Here is a 21,844-nt window from a genome sequence, read left to right as displayed (position 1 = left end):
TAATCAGTTTTTTCTTAATTTCATTTAATTTCATTCACAAAGACGTCAAAATTTATTATAATATGAGATGTAAGCGATTTACTTATAGGTTCACATGAGCAGAATAATTGAGTGCTACAAAAAGAAAGCACTTACAACTAAAAACTTTTATACAAGAGGGAGCGATTTTTTATGACAGCAACACGTGGTTTAGAAGGTATCGTAGCTGCAGAAACTAAAATCAGTTCAATTATCGATGACACACTTACATACGTTGGATATGATATTGATGATTTAACTGAAAATGCTACATTTGAAGAGGTAGTATATTTACTTTGGCATACACGTTTACCAAACAAAGCCGAATTAGCTGAGTTAACTCAAAGCTTAGCGGACAATGCTGAAGTACCTCAAGCAATCTTTGACCAATTCAAAACATATCCATTAGATACAGTTCACCCTATGGCTGCATTACGTTCAGCTATCTCATTATTAGGTGTTTATGATTCAGAAGCAGACGAAATGTCTACTGAAGCTAACTACCGTAAAGCAATTCGTCTACAAGCTAAAATTGCTACTGTAGTAACTGGTTTCTCTCGTATCCGTAAAGGTTTAGAACCAATTGCACCAAAACCTGAATTAGGATATGCTGCAAACTTCTTATATATGTTACATGGTAAAGAGCCAGCACCAATCGAAATCGAAGCATTCAACAAAGCATTAGTTTTACATGCTGACCATGAATTAAACGCTTCTACATTCACTGCACGTGTATGTGTAGCTACATTATCAGATGTATACTCTGGTATTACATCTGCAATTGGTGCTTTAAAAGGTCCTCTTCACGGTGGAGCTAACGAGCAAGTTATGAAAATGTTATCTGAAATTGGTTCACTTGATAATGTTGAGAACTATATCCAAACTAAATTAAACAACAAAGAAAAAATCATGGGCTTCGGTCACCGCGTATACCGCAAAGGAGACCCACGTGCAAAACACTTACGTGTAATGAGCGAAAAGTTAACTAAATTAACTGGTAAGCCAGAATTATATGATATGTCGGTAAAAATTCATGACATGATCGTTGAGCAAAAAAATCTTCCAGCTAACGTAGATTTCTTCTCAGCATCAGTTTATGATTCATTAGGAATCGAACATGACTTATTCACACCAATCTTCGCAGTTTCTCGTACTTCAGGTTGGATTGCACATATCTTAGAGCAATATGCAAATAATCGTTTAATTCGTCCTCGTGCAGAATATGTTGGACCAGGAATGCAAAAATACGTATCAATCGAGGAAAGATAATTTTTCGAATATATGTTAAAATTGTCTAGGACTGTGAAATCACAGTCCTAGATTTATGAAAATAGGGAGGCAACATCCATGTCTAAAATTGTAGTAGAAAACGGTGCACTTCAGGTACCAAATAATCCAACAATTCCTTTCATCGAAGGTGACGGAATTGGTCCAGATATCTGGGTAGCAGCATCTCGCGTAATCGACGCAGCTGTTGAAAAAGCTTACAATGGTGAAAAGAAAATTGAATGGTTAGAAGTACTTGCTGGTGAAAAAGCATTCAACCAAACTGGTGAATGGTTACCACAAGAAACTTTAGATAAAATCAACGAATACTTAATCGCTATTAAAGGTCCTCTTACAACTCCAATCGGTGGCGGTATTCGTTCTTTAAACGTAGCATTACGTCAACAACTTGACTTATATGTATGCTTACGTCCAGTACGTCACTTCGAAGGTGTACCTTCTCCAGTTAAAAAACCAGAAGATGTTGACATGGTAATCTTCCGTGAAAACACTGAAGATATCTATGCTGGTATCGAATATGCTCAAGGTTCTGAAGAAGTGAAAAAAGTAATCAACTTCTTAAAAGAAGAAATGGGTGTTAACAAAATCCGTTTCCCAGAAACTTCAGGTATCGGTATTAAACCAGTTTCTAAAGAAGGTACTGAACGTTTAGTACGTTCTGCTATTGAGTATGCTATTAAGCATAACCGTCCATCTTTAACTTTAGTACACAAAGGTAACATCATGAAATTCACTGAGGGTGGATTCAAACAATGGGGTTACGATTTAGCTGAACGTGAATATGGTGATCAAGTATTTACTTGGGATCAATATGACCGCATTAAAGAAGCAGAAGGTGTAGAAGCTGCTAACAAAGCTCAAGACGAAGCTTTAGCTGCCGGTAAAGTTCTTGTAAAAGACTCTATCGCTGATATCTTCTTACAACAAATCTTAACTCGTCCAAATGAGTTCGACGTAGTAGCTACAATGAACTTAAATGGTGACTATATCTCTGACGCATTAGCTGCACAAGTTGGTGGTATCGGTATCGCTCCAGGAGCTAACATTAACTATGTAACTGGACATGCGATCTTCGAAGCAACTCACGGAACTGCTCCTAAATATGCTGGTCAAGACAAAGTTAACCCATCTTCAGTATTGCTTTCAGGTGTATTAATGCTTGAACACTTAGGATGGCAAGAAGCTGCAGATTTAATCACTAACTCTGTAGAAAAAACAATTGCTTCTAAAGTTGTAACTTATGACTTCGCTCGTTTAATGGATGGCGCTACAGAAGTTAAATGTTCAGAGTTCGCTAACGAATTAATCAAAAACCTTTAATTCTTAGTTTCTCGAAAACTTAAAATTATATTAAAATGGGTAGCTTTTATGATTAAAGTAGTAATACTTTATGAATTATTAGCTACCCTTTCTTTTTATTTCTTTCTTTTTTGGATATATTGAGTTTAGACGGGTAAATAAGTAATCAATCCTTTAATTTATGGAGAAGGCGGATGCTTATTTTGGGCCTTCCCTTATAAAATAAATAAGCACTAAACAAACTCAGGTTCAAAAGGAGTGTTTTACAATATGTCTCTAAAACGTAAAAAAATATCTGTAATCGGTGCAGGATTCACTGGAGCAACAGCAGCGTTCCTAGCAGCTCAAAAGGAACTAGGGGATGTTGTTTTAGTAGATATCCCACAAAGTGAAAACCCAACAAAAGGGAAAGCTTTAGATATGTGGGAGGCAGCACCTGTACAAGGCTTTGATGCTCATGTAAAAGGTACATCGGATTATACAGATACTGCTGACTCAGATTTAGTGATTATTACTGCTGGCGTTGCACGTAAGCCTGGCATGAGTCGTGATGATTTAGTGCAAATCAATCAAAAGGTCATGAAATCTGTTGCAAGTGAGATTGCCAAACATTCGCCAAATGCAACCATCCTTGTTTTAACAAATCCAGTTGATGCAATGACCTATACAGTATTTAAGGAAACTGGCTTCCCTAAGAGTCGCGTAATCGGACAATCTGGAGTCCTTGATACTGCTCGCTTCTGTGCATTTGTGGCAGAAGAGTTAAATATCTCAGTAAAGGATATTCGAGGTTTTGTATTAGGAGGACATGGGGATACAATGGTTCCACTGACTCGATATTCCTATGCCGGGGGAATTCCATTAGAAACCCTGATTGCTCCAGAACGTTTAGAGGAGATTGTACAACGCACCAGAGTCGGTGGAGGAGAAATCGTCAACCTCCTTGGAAACGGCTCAGCCTACTATGCACCTGCAGCAGCGCTCATTGAAATGGCTGAAGCAATCATTAAAGACCAAAAACGCGTCTTGCCTTCTATTGCCTATTTAGAGGGTGAATACGGCTATAATGGCATCTATCTCGGCGTTCCTACACTGCTAGGTGCAAACGGAATTGAAAAAATCTTCGAGCTTGAGCTAACCGATAAAGAAAAAGCAGCTTTGGATGTCTCAGCAGAAGCTGTTCGAGAAGTAATGAGTATATTAGGTTAATAAATGCTTCTCTAAAGAGTCGAGTGGGAATATTCTCACTCGATTTTTTTAATTATTAGGGTGTACTATAAAAGTTGTCATAAAAAGTATAAGTGGGTAAGACTAATATGTTCTTCAACAGAACGTATCCTTCAAATCATATCTCCTTAAGTTAACTAAATTCTTTCAAAACTTCTAGAGATTGTTATTTTCAGTAAAAATTGATAATATGAAGGTAACCGTGAAGAAAAGGGGTTGCTGCTTAATTGCTGCTACGTAAGGGTTTGAAATTAGGAAAGAAGATTGATGAAATCATTGTTGGCGAAAAGCTTCAGTTAAATGAAAAGATTGAAGATAAAGATTTGCTTCTGTATTTAGGTTTAACAAATGATAATAATCCGCTATACATTCAACATGACTATGCGCTTGATACACCTTATAAAAAGCCGATAGTTCCTGCAATTATGTTAAATGGCATCATTACTTCTGCTATATCCAAGCACCTGCCTGGACCAGGTTCTCATATTCGTGAGCAAAACATCATTTATTTAGAGCCTGTGTATCATTACGAAACAATTGAGCTTTTACTTGAAGTACAGCATATTGATTTCGCTCAAAATTTTGTGGAAATCTATGTGAATGCATTTAAGGATAAAAAAATTCAAGTATTAAATGGTGTTATAAAAGTAGTACCACCTTATTAGAGTTTTGTTTTCTGATTTGAAATGGGGGTTTCAAATCATCATTGGAGGTTACTTATGTTAAAAACAATTTTAGTCGTAGAAGATGAAGTATCAATCGCAACATTATTAAAGTACAATTTAGAGCGTGGTGGATATGAGGTGCTCCTTGCACATGATGGGAAAGTTGGCCTTGATATGGCAATTGAGCACTCACCTGATCTGATTTTATTAGATTTAATGCTTCCTACTATGGATGGAATGGAAGTTTGTAAGGAGTTACGCAGTCAAAGACGCAATATTCCTATCATTATGCTTACAGCTCGAGATGATGAGTTTGATAAAGTTTTAGGCTTAGAGCTTGGTGCAGATGATTATATGACGAAGCCCTTTAGTCCTCGTGAAGTAATTGCACGTGTAAAAGCTGTTTTGCGTCGTTTTACACCAGTTTTGCCTCAAGAGGAAGAAGAGCCGGAAAATGCTGTGTATCAATTTGGAAAACTACAAGTCTATCCAAATCGTTTCGAAGCTTTTCTGGATGAGGAGTCCTTGGAATTTACACCAAAAGAGTTTGAACTACTTGTTTATCTTTTAGAAAATAAAAATCGTGTGCTAACAAGAGATCAGCTTCTAAGTGCAGTATGGAATTATGATTTTGCTGGGGATACAAGAATTGTTGATGTCCACATCAGTCATTTGAGAGATAAAATTGAGGAAAATAGCCGCAAGCCAAAATTTATCAAAACTATAAGAGGAATCGGCTATAAATTTGAGGAGCCAAAAAGCCTATGAAGGCATATCGTAACCGATTGTTTGTTACCTTCATGATATTAACAGGTTCGATTTTAGCTGTCCTTGGCTTTATTTTAGGTCAGCTTTTTCCTTTTATCATCGAAAACTTTGGAACCAAAAATAGTCTTGTTTTTGATATGGAAAGTATTGAGGAGACACGGAGACAGTTCGCTTCTATCATAGCTTTCTTGATTTTCCTATGCTTTGTACTAATTTGCTTTGTTGCGAATTATCTAATACGAAACTTATTGGACCCAATTGAAAATATAACACTAACAGCAAGAGAGTTAACAAAAGGGAACTATCGTGCAAGAGCATATGCACTTGGACCTGTTAGTATCGTGGAGTTGAGAAATTCCATTAATATTTTGGCAAGGAACCTGCAGGAAATTGAGAAAATAAGAGAAATTGAAGAAGAGCGTTTAAAAACCCTTATTGAAAATATGGGTAGTGCACTAATTATGATTGACCGTGAAGCCACCGTTTCGATTGTAAATCGTCAATTTCTTGAAGGCTTTGAGCTATCCATCGATGAAGTGAAGGGGTTCAACTTTTTAACGCTAGGGCTGCCAAGTGAGATTGAAAAGTTTATCGACCATGTTTTCTTAACAGAGCTTCCATATCGTAAACAAATTGAAGTGGAAATCCATCAGGAAATTCAATACAAACAAATATATGGAGCACCTGTTGTAGGAGATCATGGGCGTTGGCTAGGTGTAGTAATCGTTATGCATGACATTTCTGAGCTCATCCGTCTGGAGCAAATACGGAAGGACTTTGTGGCAAACGTATCTCATGAATTAAGAACACCGATTACCTCCATTAAAGGATTTTCAGAAACCCTGTTAGATGGTGCATTTAAAGATGAAAAGATGCTTATTTCATTTTTAGATATCATCTATCAGGAAAGTAATAGACTTCAAATGCTTATTCAAGATTTACTTGAATTATCGAAAATTGAACAGCATGGCTTCTCTGTGAATATAATGCCTGCCAGCCTGCAGGAGGTATTGATTCGCTCAGTGGAGTTAACGAGCCCACGAATGGATGAAAAGAACATGCAGTTTGATGTAGATATTGTGCGAGATGTGATGGTCATGGGTGATTTTAATCGACTGATTCAAATTTTCACGAATCTAATTACAAACTCTATTACTTATTCTCCGGAAAATACAACTATTACTTTACGCATAAAAGCGAATAGTGAGTATGGAATTATCGAGGTAGAGGATCAGGGAATGGGCATTGAGAAGAATGAGATTGCTCGTATTTTTGAACGATTCTATCGTATTGATAAAGCACGGAGTCGTAATTCTGGAGGTACAGGATTAGGGCTAGCGATTGTAAAACACTTAGTAGAAGCTCATCATGGGAAGATCATTGTAGAAAGTACGGTTGGAAAAGGTACTTGCATGAAGGTCTTAATTCCATTAAAAAAATAACTTAACAATAGATTTACAATATTGTTATTGTTACTTCATATTTCTACCCTATGATTATTTATAGAAACCCCCCTGTTTCAAATATAGTAAATAGATATATACAAAAAGGAAATGTCCCAATGTAGGGGCATTTTCTTTTTTTGTTGAAACTTATCGGAGAGTTATCCGTAAATGTATTAAGAAACAAAATTTTACAATTTAGGGGGACAACAAGATGAGTGTAAAGCGTACTTTGTTAATCACTGGACTAAGTTTGTTTTCAATCGTTGCACTGATAGCAGTTTTTACTTCCTGGTATACAGTAGATGAGTCAGAGCAGGCAGTTGTGATTACTTTTGGTCAAGCGGATGAAACCATTACAGATTCAGGATTACATTTTAAATTACCATGGCCAGTACAAAAGGTAGAAATCCTTTCAAAGGAAACGTATAGTTTGCAGTTTGGCTATGAACAGACCGAGGATGGCGTGATTGAATCCTATGACAATGAAACAAAAATGATTACAGGTGACGAAAATATTGTACTTACAGACTTAGTCGTACAATGGAAAATTACAGATCCGAAGAAATATCTCTTTAACTCCGAAGATCCAAAACAAATACTACATAATGCCACTTCTAGTGCGATTCGTTCCATAATTGGCAGCTCTACTATTGATAATGCATTAACAAACGGAAAAGCGGATATTGAATTATTTACTCGAGATTTATTAGTGTCATTAGTCGATAAATATGATATTGGCGTAAGTATCCTGGGTGTAAAGCTTCAGGACGTCGAGTTACCAAATGAGGAAGTACGTGCAGCCTTTACTGCTGTAACAGATGCTCGTGAAACGAAAAGCACGAAAACAAATGAAGCAGCAAAATATAAAAATCAAAAATTAAGTGAAGCACAGGGTGAAGTAAGTGCTATTAAGTCTCGTGCTGAGGGGGAAAAAATTGCCCGTATTCAGCAAGCCGAGGGGGAAGTTGCAATCTTCAATGATTTATATAAAGAATATGAAGGCAATAAAGATATTACTAGACAGCGTTTAATTCTTGAAACCTTAGAAAATGTTTTACCAAATACTCAGATCTATATCATGAATGATGATGGTGAAACTTTAAAATATTTACCGCTTCAACCAACGGCAACCTCTCCTGTCAAAACAGAAGAATCCTCTGAAGGGAGCGATAAGCAATGAGTAACAACAACAATCAATTTGATGGTGATTTAGAAAAAGTGGCTAAATCGCTTTTCGGAAATAATAAAAACAAAAAGAAAAATTCAAACGACCCAAATGATACGAAGATTGTGAAGGAGAAAAAGCCGTTTAATGGACGGCAATTCGCCAAAACGGCTATCCTCCTTACTGCCATTTTTGCTGTAATTATTATTGTAATAGGGAATGTTTATGTTGTGAAAGAAAATGAGTACAAGGTCGTTCGTCAATTTGGAGAAGTTGTAAAATATGAGGAAGAACCTGGCTTAAATATTAAAATTCCATTTATCCAAAGTGTAACTACCCTTCCAAAAAACTTGATGACATACGAAATGACACAAGAAGAGATTAACACATTAGATAAGAAGAGAATTATTATTGATAACTATGCAGTATGGCGTGTTACAGATCCGAAATCGTTAATTTCTAATGCTGGGACGCTCATAAATGCTGAGTCTCGAATGGAGGAATATATTTATTCCGTACTGCGTACACAGCTGGGACAATTAAATTACGACCAAATTATAAATGATGAAAATTCCGAGCGTGGTAGTATAAATGACCGTGTAACGGAAGAAGTAAATAAGGCTCTGGAAAATGGTAATTTTGGAATAGCAGTGGTTGACGTCCGTATTCGTCGTACAGATTTACCACAGGAGAATGAACAATCCGTCTATACGCGAATGATTTCTGAACGGGAATCAATTGCTCAGAGATATCTATCTGAAGGGGATGCAGTAAAGAATGAGCGTGTTGCCCAAACGGATCGTGAAGTTAGTGAATTAATAGCAACAGCAAATAAAGATGCTGCTGTCATCCGTGCACAAGGGGAAGCAGAGGCAGCCAAAATTTATAACTCTGCCTTCTCACGTGACCCAGAATTCTATGGATTATACAGAACACTCGAATCCTATAAAAAGACAATCGGGGAAGACACAGTGATTATCCTTCCATCAAACTCTCCATATGCTAGAGTTTTATCAGGGTATTTAGAATAAGAAATGGGCTGGCTTCTCTTGTGGAGGTCAGCCATTTTTACAAGTTTTTCTGATTAATGAATTTTTGCACTTACCAATAGAAACAAATGAAAGGGTTAGATAAACGATTGCTACTTTAGAGGTATAGGTTGGCTAAGGGGGAGAACTATGAAAAGTAAAATGATCATAGGTATTTTAATAATTGTTTTTGGGAGCTTTGTGGCTAGTTTTCAATTAACGGATGGTAGCAATTTTATTAATTTTACTATCAAATTTTTTGGGATGACCATAGCTATTCTTGGTGGTGTGTTATTTGCGAAAAATCTCCAAAGAAATAGTAGGAAATGAAGAGAGGTTCTTACAAAAATAAAACTGAGTAAAATAATCATTGAGAAAACAACTGAAATTCAAAGGGGGAGTTTTTGGATTAGTAAAAAGTTATCTATAGGTTATTAAATATTCAACTAACAAATATGGATGATTTAACCTTTTAATGGGTGTTAAATTTACTGAATGTTGCAGCTAGTCGGCACTTTCCCAGTACAAGGAAGGTGCTTTTTATATTGGCATCAATAGATGAAACCAAAGCTTTGTATTTGAAGTGAAATTTCATTCGTCTCGATTTACTTTCTCAATATTGCACCAAACTTAACTATATTATATCGTTGTGTTCGGTGATATGGTTCGTTAACTTAAACTATTCGACTGACTATTGGAGGGATTTCATTGAATAAACAAGACCAACTAAATCGTATCAAAGAAGATTTTATTCATTCTCAAAAAGTATTACAGGCGATTGGTGATGAAACCCGTCAATCTATTCTTTTAGTTTTAATGGGAACTGAATGTCAAACCGGATTGCGTGTAGGTGAGATTACTGAACAAACACATCTATCTCGACCTGCTGTTTCACATCATCTTAAGATTTTACGAGAAGCCGGTGTCATTTTAATGCGTAAGGAAGGGACAATGAATTTTTACTATATAAATATACGTACCAAAATAGGTTTATTAAAAAATCTAGTGAACGATATTGATAAGTTTTTGGAAGATTTTTATTGAAATTTAGAATTTAAAATACATTATTTGGGGGAATAGACATGAGAGCGATGGTCATAGATAAATACGGAAAGGTTCAAATGCGTATGGCAGAATTGCCTACACCAGAAATTGCTGATAATGAGGTACTTGCAGAAATTCATGCAGCTAGTGTTAATCCGGTTGATTTTAAGATACGTGATGGGAAAGTGAAATTATTACTTAAATATAAAATGCCTCTTATTCTTGGAAATGACTTTTCGGGTGTTGTAGTAAAAGTTGGCGCAAAGGTAACTCGTTTTAAAGTCGGTGACGAAATATATGCACGTCCACGTAAAAGTAAAATTGGTACTTTTGCTGAATATATCTCTGTACATGAAGATGATATTGCCTTAAAACCTAAGATTTTAACCTTTGAAGAAGCAGCTTCGATTCCGTTGGTTGGGTTAACTACATATCAAGCGTTTAAAGACATTTTACAATTACAAAAAGGACAAAAGATCTTAATTCAAGCTGGGGCTGGTGGTGTCGGAACTTTCGCAATTCAGCTCGCAAAGTTAATGGGAGCCACTGTTGCGACGACAGCAAGTGCGGCGGGAACAGATTTAGTAAATTCTCTTGGCGCAGATAAAATTATTAATTACAAAACAGAAAAGTTTGAAGATATATTGAAAAATTACGATGCGGTATTTGATACTCTTGGGGGCGAGATTCTTGAAAAATCGTTTAGCATTGTCAAAGACGGAGGGAATATTGTTTCCGTTTCTGGATTACCGAATGCTCGCTTTGCGAAGAAATATGGTTCGGGATTGTTTAAAACCTTCCTGTTTGCAGTAGCAAGTAAAAAGCTCACTGCTCTTGAAAAAAAGCATAATGTTCAATATACATTTTTGTTCATGGAGCCAAGCGGTGAGCAATTACAAATTATTGCAAACTATATTGAAGCGGGAAAAATCAAGCCTGTCATTGATAAAGTCTTTCCTTTTGAGGATGCTCAAAAGGCGATGAAATATGCAGAAGCTGGTAGAGCTAAAGGGAAAATTATATTAAAAATTAAATAGTTAAAATGCAAGTAAAACAGACAAAAAAACTGTATTTATGTGGATGTGGATACAGTTTTTTATCTGCCCAAAACGCGTCAGACAACCGACAGCCCCTTGAATTGAAGCCCCCTATCCCCAACCAAGTAAAAAGGCAACTAATCTACTAGTTAGCTGCCTTTTTGCTTGTATTCTTCTTTTTAAAAATCTTACTAACCAACGATTCTATTCTAAGATTACCAGCATTCAAATTCGTTCTTCTGTCTCCACATCAAAGAAATGTGCTTTCTCCATCTCTAAGTACAGTTCTACTTCGTCACCTGGGGAAGCGATTGTATCTGGGTGGACTCGGGCGATAAAGGGTTGGTCTCCTATCATCGAATGGAGCATCAGCTCGGAGCCTGTTAATTCTGCCACCAGAACTTTTTCTCTCACCAAATTTGGAGAATCCTTTAAAATTGTATTTTGATTAATATATTCTGGTCGAATGCCTAATTTGATTGTTTTCCCCTCATAGCCCAATGACTTTAACTTTTTATATCTATTTTGAGGAATTCTAAATTGATAGGCTTCCATTAGGAAATGGTCATTTTCAATTTTTCCTTCAAAAAAGTTCATCGCAGGTGCTCCTATAAATCCGCCTACAAAAATATTATTTGGCAGGTCATAAACTTCTTTTGGTGAGCCTATTTGTTGGATGATGCCATCCTTCATCACCACTAGACGGGTTGCCATTGTCATTGCTTCTGTTTGGTCATGTGTTACATAGACAGTTGTAGTCCCTAAGCGTTGATGAAGCTTTGAAATTTCTGCACGCATTTGGACACGTAGCTTTGCATCTAAATTCGATAGCGGTTCATCCATTAAAAATAGACTGGCATCCCTCACAATGGCACGGCCTAAAGCAACACGCTGTCTTTGACCACCTGATAGGGAGGAGGGTTTTTTCTTTAAGTGGTTAGTAAGCTCTAAAATGCCAGCAGCCTCTGTTACTCTTTTATCAATTTCCTTCTTTGAAAACTTTCTAAGCTTTAAACCGAAAGCCATATTCTCGTAAACATTCATATGAGGGTAGAGCGCATAGTTTTGGAATACCATCGCAATATCTCGATCCTTAGGGGCAACCTCGTTCATTTGTTTGGAAGAAATACGCAAGGTACCATCTGTAATCTCTTCAAGTCCAGCAATCATTCGTAGAGTTGTAGATTTCCCACAGCCAGATGGTCCCACTAGTACAATAAACTCTTTTTCTTCTACTAGTAAATTAAAGTTGCTAACTGCCTGAGAGCCGTCAGCATAGGTTTTACAAATATTTTCTAAAGCTAAAGCTTCCATAAACTTCCTCCTCTATAAAAACTTTTCGGGTAATCCATTTCAAATTTTAGAAAAAGCACGCATAGAATATAAAATTAGCTCGTAAAGTGGATGGGTTATAGGACTAGAGAATATACGATTATTTTATGCATGAGCTGAGCATTCCATTTCTATCCTTTTATGAGGACAACGAATTTTGCCTAATCTAATTTATACGGAGTACAGCGAGAAGGGGTTATAAGCATGATTACAGTAATCGGAAGTATAAATATGGATTTAACGGTTGGGACTGAGGTTTTCCCAAAAAAGGGAGAAACTATGTTAGGCTCTTTTTTTGAAATGAATCCTGGTGGAAAAGGAGCGAATCAAGCCGTAGCCATTTCTAGGCTTGGTGGTGATATTTCGTTTGTTGGTAGAGTTGGAAGAGATCCCTTTGGAGAATATCTTTTTAAGCAGTTAGTTCAAGAGAATGTGAATGTTAAGGGTTTGCAACATGGGAATGTCTCAACGGGAATAGCTAATATTATTCTTCATGAAAAGGATAACCGCATCATTGTTGTTCCGGGTGCTAATTCAGAAGTAACAAAAGAAGTGATTGATGAACATTGGGAGCATATAAATAATAGTAACCTAGTTGTCATGCAGCTTGAAATTCCAGCTGAAACTGTTGAATATGTATTGGAAAAATGTAAACAAAAAAGTATACAAGTGATACTTAATCCTGCACCTGCTAGTCTTTTTAGATTAGAGTGGATGGAATTAGTGGACTATTTAACTCCAAACGAACATGAGCTTGAGACTATTTTTGGAGATAAGGTGGAAGACGTAATTGAACAATTCCCTAACAAAGTAATTGTAACCCTTGGAGAAAATGGAGTTTGTTATCACAATGGGAAAAAGCTTATTAAGGTGCCTGGCTATAAGAGCGAAGTGACTGATACGACTGGTGCGGGCGATACCTTTAATGGCGCTTTTGCTTATGCGATTTCAAATGATTTCTCTCTTGAAGAGGCTTTAACATTTGCTAACGCGACTGCTTCGTTATCTGTAGAGAAAATAGGGGCACAGGGTGGTATGCCAACGCTAGCACAGGTTAAGGAACGAATGGAAAAAATAAAATAGTAGACAGGTTTTGGTAAAGTAATTGGTTCCAATCCTTTTTTCTTAGAGTGTAACCGATTACAAAAATGGTCAAGAAATGGAGAGGAAATAGATGCAAAACAGCATAAAAATACTATCTCCTTGTGGCATTCTCGGATATGGATTTCCAAAAGAACCTTTTTTAAAAGCTTTCCAGGAAAAGATTCATGGAATTGTAGTAGATGCAGGGTCAACAGACGCAGGTCCTCACAAATTAGGAGCCAATGTTTCAATTGTGAGTCGACGAGCCCTCAAAAAGGATTTGTCCATTATTTTAGAAAAGGGCTTACAGCATCGAATTCCAGTTATCATCGGTTCCTCAGGTGGAGCTGGTGCGAAAACACATGTAGAGCTAACTCTTGAGGTAGTAAGGGAGATTTTAGCTGAACGAAGCACCCATGCAAAAATCGGTATTATATGGGCTGATTTTAAGCAACAAACGATTATTAATGCTCTAGAGGAGGGGCGCATTACACCATTAAGTGCCAATATTCCCCAGCTTACAAAAGAGAAGATTTTAGATACAAAAACAATTGTGGCACAGATGGGGCATGAACCAATTTTAAAAGCATTAAAACAAAAATGTGACATTATCCTATGTGGTAGAAGCTATGATCCATCTCCTTTTGCTGCATTAGGCATTTATCATGGGATGGATCCCGGCTTGTCTTATCATTTAGGAAAGATATTGGAGTGTGGTGCTTTATGTGCCGAGCCTGGAACAACTAAGGACAGTATTTTAGGGACGCTTTACCATGACTCCTTTACTGTGAAGGCATTAAACCCGATTCGAAAATGCACTCCAACAAGCGTTGCAGCACATACCTTTTATGAAAAAGAGCATCCCTTTATATTGCATGGGCCTGGCTTTACATTAAATCTGGAAGAATGTGAATTCAATGAAGTAGCAGAGGGGATTATTGAGGTTCGAAACAGTCAATACCTCCCGGATAAAGAAATGAAAATCAAGCTAGAAGGAGCCCGACAGGTTGCCTTTCGTACATTTGTGATTGCTGGTGTTCGGGATCCGTTACTAATCTCTCAATTGGAAGAGGTAGAAAAGGAAGTCCTTGTGCAAGTGAAAAGTTATTTCGCTGAGATTTCGGAGGCTGACTATCAGGTAAACTTTTATCACTATGGGAAGGATGCCGTATTAGGGGAGCAAGAGCCAAGCTCCTTCAATGGACACGAAATTGGAGTCATGTTTGAGGTATTAGCAAAGGATCAGGAGCTTGCCAATTCAATTTGTGCCAATGTAAGATCTACCTTTTTACATTATGGCTACCAGGGGCGAAAATCCTCAGCAGGAAATTTAGCGTTCCCATTTGCGCCAAGTGATATTGAATTTGGTCCTGTCTATGAGTTTTCAATTTATCATTTAATGCAGATTAGCCGTGATCCATTCCTTCTGGAAATTGTGGAGGTATAAGTATGGTCAAATTAGTTGAAAAAGCGAAAATCCTGCGAAGTAAAAATGCAGGACCCTTTGAAATCACTTTGGATGTTTTATTTGATGACAAATCAGTCTATGAGGAAGTAAAGAATTCAGGGATTATCTCAAAAGAGACCATTGCAGAGATTTATAATTTGCCGATCAAAGATATTCATCATCTAGTTTATTTCGATCAAGCACTTGGCATAAAAATAACTATTGCTAGAAAAATCTCCTCAGGGAGCCCTGGGGATAGAGATGTATATGGCGCCCAGCAGCATGCTCCATTGATGAATCTCGAGCTATAAAATGAGTGAAATGTGAAGAAAGGGGTGAGGGGATGAGAAAAATAAGCAGCTTAAAACGTATTCGAAAGGATTGGATACTCTATTTGATGCTTTTGCCCGGAATGCTTTACTTTGTAATATTCCACATTATACCTATTGTCAACATGAAGCTAGCCTTTCAGGATTATCGAATAATCGGTGAAAATGTCTGGGTTGGCATGAAGCATTTTGAACAGCTATTTAGCTCACCAGCCTTCAAGGATGTTTTTATGAACACCGTTATCATCAGTACCATGAAAATTATTTTTATTTTTCCAATACCGATACTTGTTTCGCTTTTAGTAAATGAATTGCGTTTTGGTCCATATCGAAAATATGTCCAGTCTGTTTCTTATTTACCTCACTTCTTATCATGGGTGGTTATAGCAGGAATCTGGATTACATTGCTAAATCCAGTAAATGGAGGAGTAAATGTTATTCGAGATTTCTTCCAGCTCCCTTCACTTGACTATATGACAAGTAAAGAGCATATCAGATGGGTGCTTGTGTATTCAGAAATGTGGCGAAGTGCAGGCTGGGATTCCATTCTGTATTTGGCAGCTATTCTTAAAATAAATCCCTCACTTTATGAAGCAGCCCGAATCGATGGGGCTTCAACCCTTCAACAAATGCGTTATATCACGTTACCAGCACTGATGAGTACAGTCGTTACATTGTTTATATTAAATTTAGGGTTCTTTATGAGTGCAGGCTTTGACCAAGTATTTAACCTTATGAATGATTCTGTTTTGAGCGTTATCGATATTTTAGATACGTATGTTTATAGAATCGGAATTTTGAATGGACAATATTCCTATGCCACAGCAGCAGGCTTATTTAAGGGTGTCATCGGCTTGGTATTGATATTGGGCACTCACTTCTTGTCGAAGCGATTAACCAGAAAAGGCGTATGGTAAGGGGGAATTAAGATGAGGCAATTTAGTATGACAAAGACGATCATTCAATTTATTTTATTTTTATTTACATTAGCTGTCTTAATTCCGATATTGAATATACTTGCGCTGTCCTTATCTGATCCAGCGAGAGTCAGCGAATTATCTGGACTAGGCGTGTTGCCTAAAGGATTTTCCCTTATCAACTATGAAATTATCATGTCCAATCCATTTATATTAAAAAGTATTTTTAACTCAGTGTTTATCACGATTGTGGGTACCTTGTTAAACCTATTTTTAACGTCGATTACTGCCTATGTTTTAGCTAGAACCGAATTCGTTGGAAAGCGAATTGTTTTAGTAGTTTTGATAGCTATTATGGTATTTGAACCTTCCATGATTACTGAATATTTGCTTATGAAGGATTTGCATTTGTTAAATTCCTATGCAGCCGTCATTTTATATAAGGCGATTAATGTTTATTATCTCTTTATTTTAATGCGTTTTTTCCAGGAGGTACCTACTAGTATATTAGAAGCGGCAAAAATAGACGGCGCGGGACATTTTCGAATTTTCACGAGAATTATGCTGCCGCTTTCAAAGCCAGCCCTTGCCACATTAGCCTTATTTTATGGGGTATATCATTGGAATGAATATTTCCGTGCCACAATCTATTTATCAGATCCAAATAAATGGCCACTTCAGGTTGTATTACGCCAGTTCGTTGTAACACAGGACAATACAACGTTATTAAAGGGAGTAGAGGGGATGACTCCTGAATTATTGGCAACTCTGGATTTTGGGTCTCTACAGTCAGCAACAATTGTGGTTGCTGTTATTCCAATGTTATTACTTTATCCACTTATCCTTAAGTATTTTACAAAGGGGACTATGGATGGTGGAGTAAAAGAATAAATAAATATAAACAGGGGGTTAAAGGGTGAAAAAAGTTTGGGGGTTCATGTTATTTGGGTTGTTGGCAGTTTTTTTAGTAGCTTGCAGTGACAAAGGGGAAGAAGTAATTGCAGAACCAGAAGTGACAGAGGATGGAAAAACAGTTATTACGATTGCTTATAAAGATGATGGTCCATCGAGTGAGGCTTCAGTAAAATACTATGATGCATTAGAGGTCGCTTTAAAAGAGCATAGGGACTTGGATGTTGAGTTTAATATTGTGGAAATTGCACAAGGCGATTATGCTGAAAAGTTAAATTTACTTCTTTATAGTGGCGAAATTCCAGACATTATTTACTTCCAGGGCAGTGACGAACAAATTGCATCTCAAGGGTTGTTGGAGGATTTGACGCCGTATATCGAGGGCTCTGAATATTTAAAGAATATTTTATATGAACATAATGTCACAAGATTGGAGAATTATCCATATCTATTATGGGTAAAGCCAATTAATCATAAGGTGCCGGTTGTTCGTACGGATTATTTAGAGCAGCTATCCACATCAGAAAGCTTATTAGCAGACCCATCTCCAGAGAATTATAAGGCCTTCTTCGAGGAGATGGTTGATAAGGGATTGTCTGATTATGGTGTAACTGTTGCTGGGGATATTGCGGAATTGGATTTTATCTTTAACATGGCATTTGGAGTTACTTCGACATGGCTAGAAGATGATAATGGCAGCTATGTGTACAAAAAAGTATCTGAGGCTGAAAAAGCAAAGCTAGCATACTATGCGGAGCTGTATGCAGCTGGTTTACTAGATAACCAATATTTAACGAAGCAATGGGACGTTAAAGAAGATGATTTCTATAATAATAAAGCAGGCGTTATCGTTGGAACAAATGGAAAAGTAATCGATTTATATAATACTCGCACAGTAGCTGTAAATGGCGAGAGAGCTGAGTTAACTGTTTTACCAAGTGCATCTGGTGTTTCATCGGGCTATGCTGCAACGAGTGTTACTAAGGAGCCACGAGGACTTGCCATTTCGTCACAATCAGCAAACAAAAACATTGCATTTGAAATTTTAGATTTTTTAGCAAGTCCTGAAGGGATGAAGCTTGATTTACTAGGGTATGAGGGAGAGCAATACACGATTGAAGGGGATGAAGTCGTGTTAACTGAGAAGTTCTATTCTGAATGGTTTTCTCGCTTCTGGGAGCCGCAAGATGTGAAGCTAGATACACCGATCAGTTCTGAAACGCCTTTATTGAGCCCTCCAGGTCAGGCATCTACAAATGCAATCGTTGATACTTATGTAGCAGACAATGATTTCACAATTCCAGAAGAGTACATTAGCCAATGGGATGCGATGGAGAATTTATACAAAGAATATGCGGCTGATATTATTACGGGGAAAATTTCAATCGATGAGTTCGATACATTTGTAGAAGAGTGGTATGCAGCCGGAGGAGAGGGCATTACAAAGCTAGCGAACGAAACGATTAAATAAAGGAATGTTATGAATGATATCATTTGAAGAACGTGTAAAAGGGGTTTTGATTTCAACAGCACTGGGCGATGCGCTCGGTGCTCCTATTGAAAAATTGTCACGTGAAGAAATTGAAGAAAAGTATGGCTATGTGACAAGCTTAAAAACACTTTGGTATAAGGAAGCATTGGGCGAAGATGCAACACTTGGTAAAAGACGTGGCAATGGGATTATTACTGATGACACCTTGATGACATTAGCCCTTTGTCGTGTCTATAAAACAGAAAAGCGTCATTTAGATGCCTATGATCTGGCAAATGAATTTACTAAAGAGATTGCCTTTCGTAAAACCTTTATTCCTGAATTTAATCGAAAGGCACCTATATTAGATCGCTTATTTTATCCAGAAAAACATATTTTCCTTCGCCATGTCCTTGCTAATTGTGAGCCTCGACAAGGTGGCATAGGAAATATGGTGAACTGTGGTGCCGCGATGTATATTGCTCCTATTGGAATAGTAAACGCAGGAAACCCACTTGCTGCATATAATGAAGCAATAGCATTTGCTTCTGGCCATCAAGTAAGCTATGGCCTTGAAGCGGCTGGAGTTTTGGCAGCATGTGTCGCATGTGCGTTTACACCGAATGCAACAGTAGAGAATGTTGTTGAAACGGCTATTACTGTCGCCAAGGATGGCACAAAGCAAGCGATAATAGCGCTTACTACAAAAGCGGAGGAATTAAAAAAACGTAAATGCTCCTACCATGAATTAGTAAAGAGCTTACATGACAGCATTGCCCCTTTTTCTCCAATGGGTGATGATGTGCACCGCAAAATAGAGAAGGTTGGAATTCCTTCGAATCATTATACACCAAGCCGGTTATTCTCTATTGAAGAATTGCCATTGGCATTAGCCTTTATCGTTTATAACGATGGAGAATACTATAAGTCGATTTTAGATGGTGTCAATTCTGGTAGAGATACAGATTCAATCGGTGTAATGGTGGGAGTGATTTTGGGGGCGATGTATGGAACAAAATTTATTGAAGAGGAAGACATAGACTTACTTTCAAGGACGAACCAGATTAATTTTGATAACGAGGCGACTTCCTTTGGAGAAGTAGCAAAACAAATTATTAAAAAGGATTTACAAATCATTCGGAAACAGGAAGGAATTATTGGGCATTAATGGGGGGGCCATATGATGATCCCAAACGATTATTTAGAAAAAGTATATGCAAGTATTTTAGCGATGAATGCTGGTATACGGTTAGGTGCACCAGTGGAGCCACCTGAATGGACCGCGGAAATGATTCAGGATGTCTTTGGAGATATTACGGATTATGTGAAGGATTATAATGTTTTTTCAGCTGATGACGATGCAAACGGTCCAATATTTTTTATAAGATCACTGCTTGATCATGCAAAGGACCGCAAGTTAGAGCCACAGGACGTTGCAAAAACATGGTTAAACTATTTACGTGAAGGACTAGGGATGATTTGGTGGGGGGGTGACCAAATCAGTACCGAGCATACAGCTTATTTAAATTTGAAAAATGGCATAACAGCACACCGCTCTGGGTCAATAGAACAAAATGGCGAGATTTTAGCAGAGCAAATCGGAGGTCAGATATTTATCGATTCCTTTGGCTTAATCTTCCCGAATAATCCAGAGCGGGCTGCAGAATATGCTGAAATTGCAGCAAGTGTATCCCACGATCGAAACGGGATATACGGAGCTCGATTTATTGCAGCATGCATAGCGCTGGCTTTTGGCAAGAGCGATGTCCACGAAATTATCCAGGAGGCATTAAAACAAATTCCAGAAGAAAGTACTTATACAAAAGTAGTTCATGCTGTAATGGAGTTTCATAAAAATAATCCTGATGATTTCCGAGCTTGTCGCCAGTTTCTTGAGGATGAGTGGGGATACGATAAGTATGGCGGTGTTTGCCATATTATTCCGAACGCAGGATTATGTATCTTAGCACTTCTTTACGGAGAAGGGGATGTTAGCCGAACAATTGAAATAGCTACAATGTGCGGCTGGGATACCGATTGTAATGCAGGTACTGTAGGATCAATTGTTGGAGCATTAAATGGGATAGATGGAATTGCTCCTAATTATCGCAAGCCAATTAATGATTCCATCGTTGCATCGAGTGTTTCGGGCTATTTAAATATCGTGGATTTACCTACATTTGCAAAACAGGTTGCCCTTTTAGGCTATCGGGAAGCAAATAAGGAAGCGCCTGCTGAATTAGTAAAAAGCTATAAAGAGAAGGAAATTTATTTTGACTTTACTTTGCCAGGCTCAACTCATGGCTTCCGTACTAGCTATCCATTTAAAACATTTTTGCGTAATTCGGAAAACAAAGGATATACAACTAGTGGATCCTTAGAAATTATTGTTTTTCGAATGTATCAAGGAGATTTATCAACAGTATTCTATAGAACCTTTTACCGGCGAAATCTTTTCATGGATGAAAAATATTCCCCAACCTTTGCGCCAACTGCCTATAGTGGGCAAACGGTTTCCATGAAGGTTAGGATAGAGCGTTTACATGGAAAAGCAATCGTTTTAACACCATATATACGTACAACATCTGATAAAAAAATCATTAAAACGGCAGAACCGATTATCGGGAATAATATTTGGCAAACGATTGAATTTACCATTCCAGATACAAATGGTGATTTAATAGAAGAGGTAGGTTTGATGATTCATTCCGACTCTTCTCGAACAAAAAGGGCATTCGGTAAAATCTTTTTAGATGAGTTTCGAATCTATGGTAAGCCGTCATATGAAATTGACTTTAATAAACAAGTGGTTGAGTTTAAATGTGTGACACCCTTTGCTCATCAGCGTGGGAATTGGACAATTGAAGAGGATAAAATGGTAATGGAAAGCGATGAAGATTGCTCTAGCTACACCGGGCATTATTATATGGAGGATGCTATCATCGAAGCGAAAATAACTCCAGAAAAAGGAAATTCTCATGGAATTCTCTTTAGATCATTAGGTACAGAACAGTTCTATTATGCAGGCTTTGAGGCTAATAACAAGGTAGCTATTGGTTTAAAGAACTTTGATACAACCGTTTTAGCATCTACAGATTTCAAATGGCAGCACGGTGAGTTGTATCATTTAAAGGTGAAAGCAATAGATAATAATTTATCTTTATATATAAATGATGAGCATCTATTGACCGTACAAGATGATACCTTCCAACATGGTATGTGGGGCCTCTATGCATTTGAAGGTGGAAAGTGCTCCTATAATAATTTGAAAGTAAACTAATATGTTGAGGTATAACCTATTAAGTGATTGGGTTATACCTCTTTTTATGGCTTTGTTGTTAAAAAATAGTTTGAAAGATACATAATTTAC

General features: G+C 37.4%; 20 protein-coding genes. 19 read left to right on the top strand and 1 reads right to left on the bottom strand.

What is annotated here, in order from left to right:
* Positions 1-171 precede the first annotated feature (171 nt).
* The 11 genes from citZ to LG296_RS13405 all read left to right on the top strand — a co-directional run bounded on the left by citZ (position 172) and on the right by LG296_RS13405 (position 10,983).
* Positions 172-1,287, top strand: coding sequence for a citrate synthase (gene citZ / locus LG296_RS13455; RefSeq protein WP_107934262.1), 1,116 nt, complete (start codon positions 172-174; stop codon positions 1,285-1,287).
* Between the two features lie 78 nt (positions 1,288-1,365).
* Positions 1,366-2,625: an NADP-dependent isocitrate dehydrogenase gene (gene icd, locus LG296_RS13450; RefSeq protein ID WP_107934260.1), complete on the top strand. Its 1,260-nt coding sequence runs from the start codon at positions 1,366-1,368 to the stop codon at positions 2,623-2,625.
* Between the two features lie 249 nt (positions 2,626-2,874).
* On the top strand, positions 2,875-3,813 hold the full coding sequence (mdh, locus tag LG296_RS13445; protein WP_404427069.1) for a malate dehydrogenase: 939 nt from the start codon (positions 2,875-2,877) through the stop codon (positions 3,811-3,813).
* A 245-nt stretch (positions 3,814-4,058) separates the two neighbouring features.
* Positions 4,059-4,496 carry a MaoC/PaaZ C-terminal domain-containing protein gene (locus tag LG296_RS13440; protein ID WP_107934256.1) on the top strand — a complete coding sequence of 146 codons (438 nt, stop codon included), beginning with the start codon at positions 4,059-4,061 and terminating at the stop codon, positions 4,494-4,496.
* A gap of 54 nt (positions 4,497-4,550) precedes the next feature.
* Entirely contained in the window at positions 4,551-5,264 is a 714-nt protein-coding gene (locus LG296_RS13435; protein WP_107934254.1) for a response regulator transcription factor, read from the top strand.
* Positions 5,261-6,706 carry a two-component system histidine kinase PnpS gene (gene pnpS, locus LG296_RS13430; RefSeq protein WP_404427068.1) on the top strand — a complete coding sequence of 482 codons (1,446 nt, stop codon included), beginning with the start codon at positions 5,261-5,263 and terminating at the stop codon, positions 6,704-6,706. The genes LG296_RS13435 and pnpS overlap by 4 nt, the downstream gene beginning before the upstream one ends.
* A gap of 214 nt (positions 6,707-6,920) precedes the next feature.
* Positions 6,921-7,889, top strand: coding sequence for an FtsH protease activity modulator HflK (hflK, locus tag LG296_RS13425; RefSeq protein ID WP_404427067.1), 969 nt, complete (start codon positions 6,921-6,923; stop codon positions 7,887-7,889).
* The gene (gene hflC, locus LG296_RS13420) at positions 7,886-8,905 is read left to right on the top strand and encodes a protease modulator HflC (RefSeq protein ID WP_404427066.1); all 1,020 of its coding nucleotides are present in this window, start codon (positions 7,886-7,888) and stop codon (positions 8,903-8,905) included. Before hflK ends, hflC begins: the two co-directional genes overlap by 4 nt.
* Before the next feature lie 147 nt (positions 8,906-9,052).
* Complete coding sequence (locus LG296_RS13415) at positions 9,053-9,232, top strand: hypothetical protein (RefSeq protein ID WP_251398658.1); 180 nt, start codon at positions 9,053-9,055, stop codon at positions 9,230-9,232.
* A gap of 372 nt (positions 9,233-9,604) precedes the next feature.
* The gene (locus tag LG296_RS13410; protein WP_404427988.1) at positions 9,605-9,946 is read left to right on the top strand and encodes an ArsR/SmtB family transcription factor; all 342 of its coding nucleotides are present in this window, start codon (positions 9,605-9,607) and stop codon (positions 9,944-9,946) included.
* Between the two features lie 38 nt (positions 9,947-9,984).
* Entirely contained in the window at positions 9,985-10,983 is a 999-nt protein-coding gene (locus LG296_RS13405; protein WP_404427065.1) for an NADP-dependent oxidoreductase, read from the top strand.
* A 225-nt stretch (positions 10,984-11,208) separates the two neighbouring features.
* On the opposite strand, the gene LG296_RS13400 is transcribed toward LG296_RS13405, so the two are convergent.
* Positions 11,209-12,297: an ABC transporter ATP-binding protein gene (locus LG296_RS13400; RefSeq protein WP_404427064.1), complete on the bottom strand. Its 1,089-nt coding sequence runs from the start codon at positions 12,295-12,297 to the stop codon at positions 11,209-11,211.
* A 222-nt stretch (positions 12,298-12,519) separates the two neighbouring features.
* On the opposite strand from LG296_RS13400, the gene rbsK reads away from it, so the two are divergent.
* From rbsK to LG296_RS13360, 8 genes are all read left to right on the top strand, one after another.
* Positions 12,520-13,398: a ribokinase gene (rbsK, locus tag LG296_RS13395; protein ID WP_404427063.1), complete on the top strand. Its 879-nt coding sequence runs from the start codon at positions 12,520-12,522 to the stop codon at positions 13,396-13,398.
* A 91-nt stretch (positions 13,399-13,489) separates the two neighbouring features.
* Positions 13,490-14,845, top strand: coding sequence for an acyclic terpene utilization AtuA family protein (locus tag LG296_RS13390; protein WP_404427062.1), 1,356 nt, complete (start codon positions 13,490-13,492; stop codon positions 14,843-14,845).
* A 2-nt stretch (positions 14,846-14,847) separates the two neighbouring features.
* Positions 14,848-15,156 carry a DUF4387 domain-containing protein gene (locus tag LG296_RS13385; RefSeq protein WP_107934236.1) on the top strand — a complete coding sequence of 103 codons (309 nt, stop codon included), beginning with the start codon at positions 14,848-14,850 and terminating at the stop codon, positions 15,154-15,156.
* Positions 15,157-15,188: 32 nt separating this feature from the next.
* Positions 15,189-16,091: an ABC transporter permease gene (locus LG296_RS13380; RefSeq protein ID WP_404427061.1), complete on the top strand. Its 903-nt coding sequence runs from the start codon at positions 15,189-15,191 to the stop codon at positions 16,089-16,091.
* 12 nt (positions 16,092-16,103) lie between these two features.
* Positions 16,104-16,982, top strand: coding sequence for a carbohydrate ABC transporter permease (locus tag LG296_RS13375; RefSeq protein ID WP_404427060.1), 879 nt, complete (start codon positions 16,104-16,106; stop codon positions 16,980-16,982).
* Between the two features lie 25 nt (positions 16,983-17,007).
* On the top strand, positions 17,008-18,474 hold the full coding sequence (locus tag LG296_RS13370) for an extracellular solute-binding protein (protein ID WP_404427059.1): 1,467 nt from the start codon (positions 17,008-17,010) through the stop codon (positions 18,472-18,474).
* A gap of 13 nt (positions 18,475-18,487) precedes the next feature.
* Positions 18,488-19,642 (top strand): ADP-ribosylglycohydrolase family protein, encoded by a 1,155-nt coding sequence (locus LG296_RS13365; protein WP_404427058.1) that lies wholly within the window; start codon positions 18,488-18,490, stop codon positions 19,640-19,642.
* A gap of 12 nt (positions 19,643-19,654) precedes the next feature.
* Complete coding sequence (locus LG296_RS13360) at positions 19,655-21,754, top strand: ADP-ribosylglycohydrolase family protein (protein ID WP_235867541.1); 2,100 nt, start codon at positions 19,655-19,657, stop codon at positions 21,752-21,754.
* The last annotated feature ends 90 nt before the right edge of the window (positions 21,755-21,844 follow it).

It is taken from the genome of Ureibacillus chungkukjangi (assembly GCF_044795995.1).
GTDB lineage: Bacteria > Bacillota > Bacilli > Bacillales_A > Planococcaceae > Ureibacillus > Ureibacillus chungkukjangi.
The sequence above is the reverse complement of the archived record's forward strand: the minus strand, read 5'-3'. Positions and strand labels throughout refer to the sequence as shown.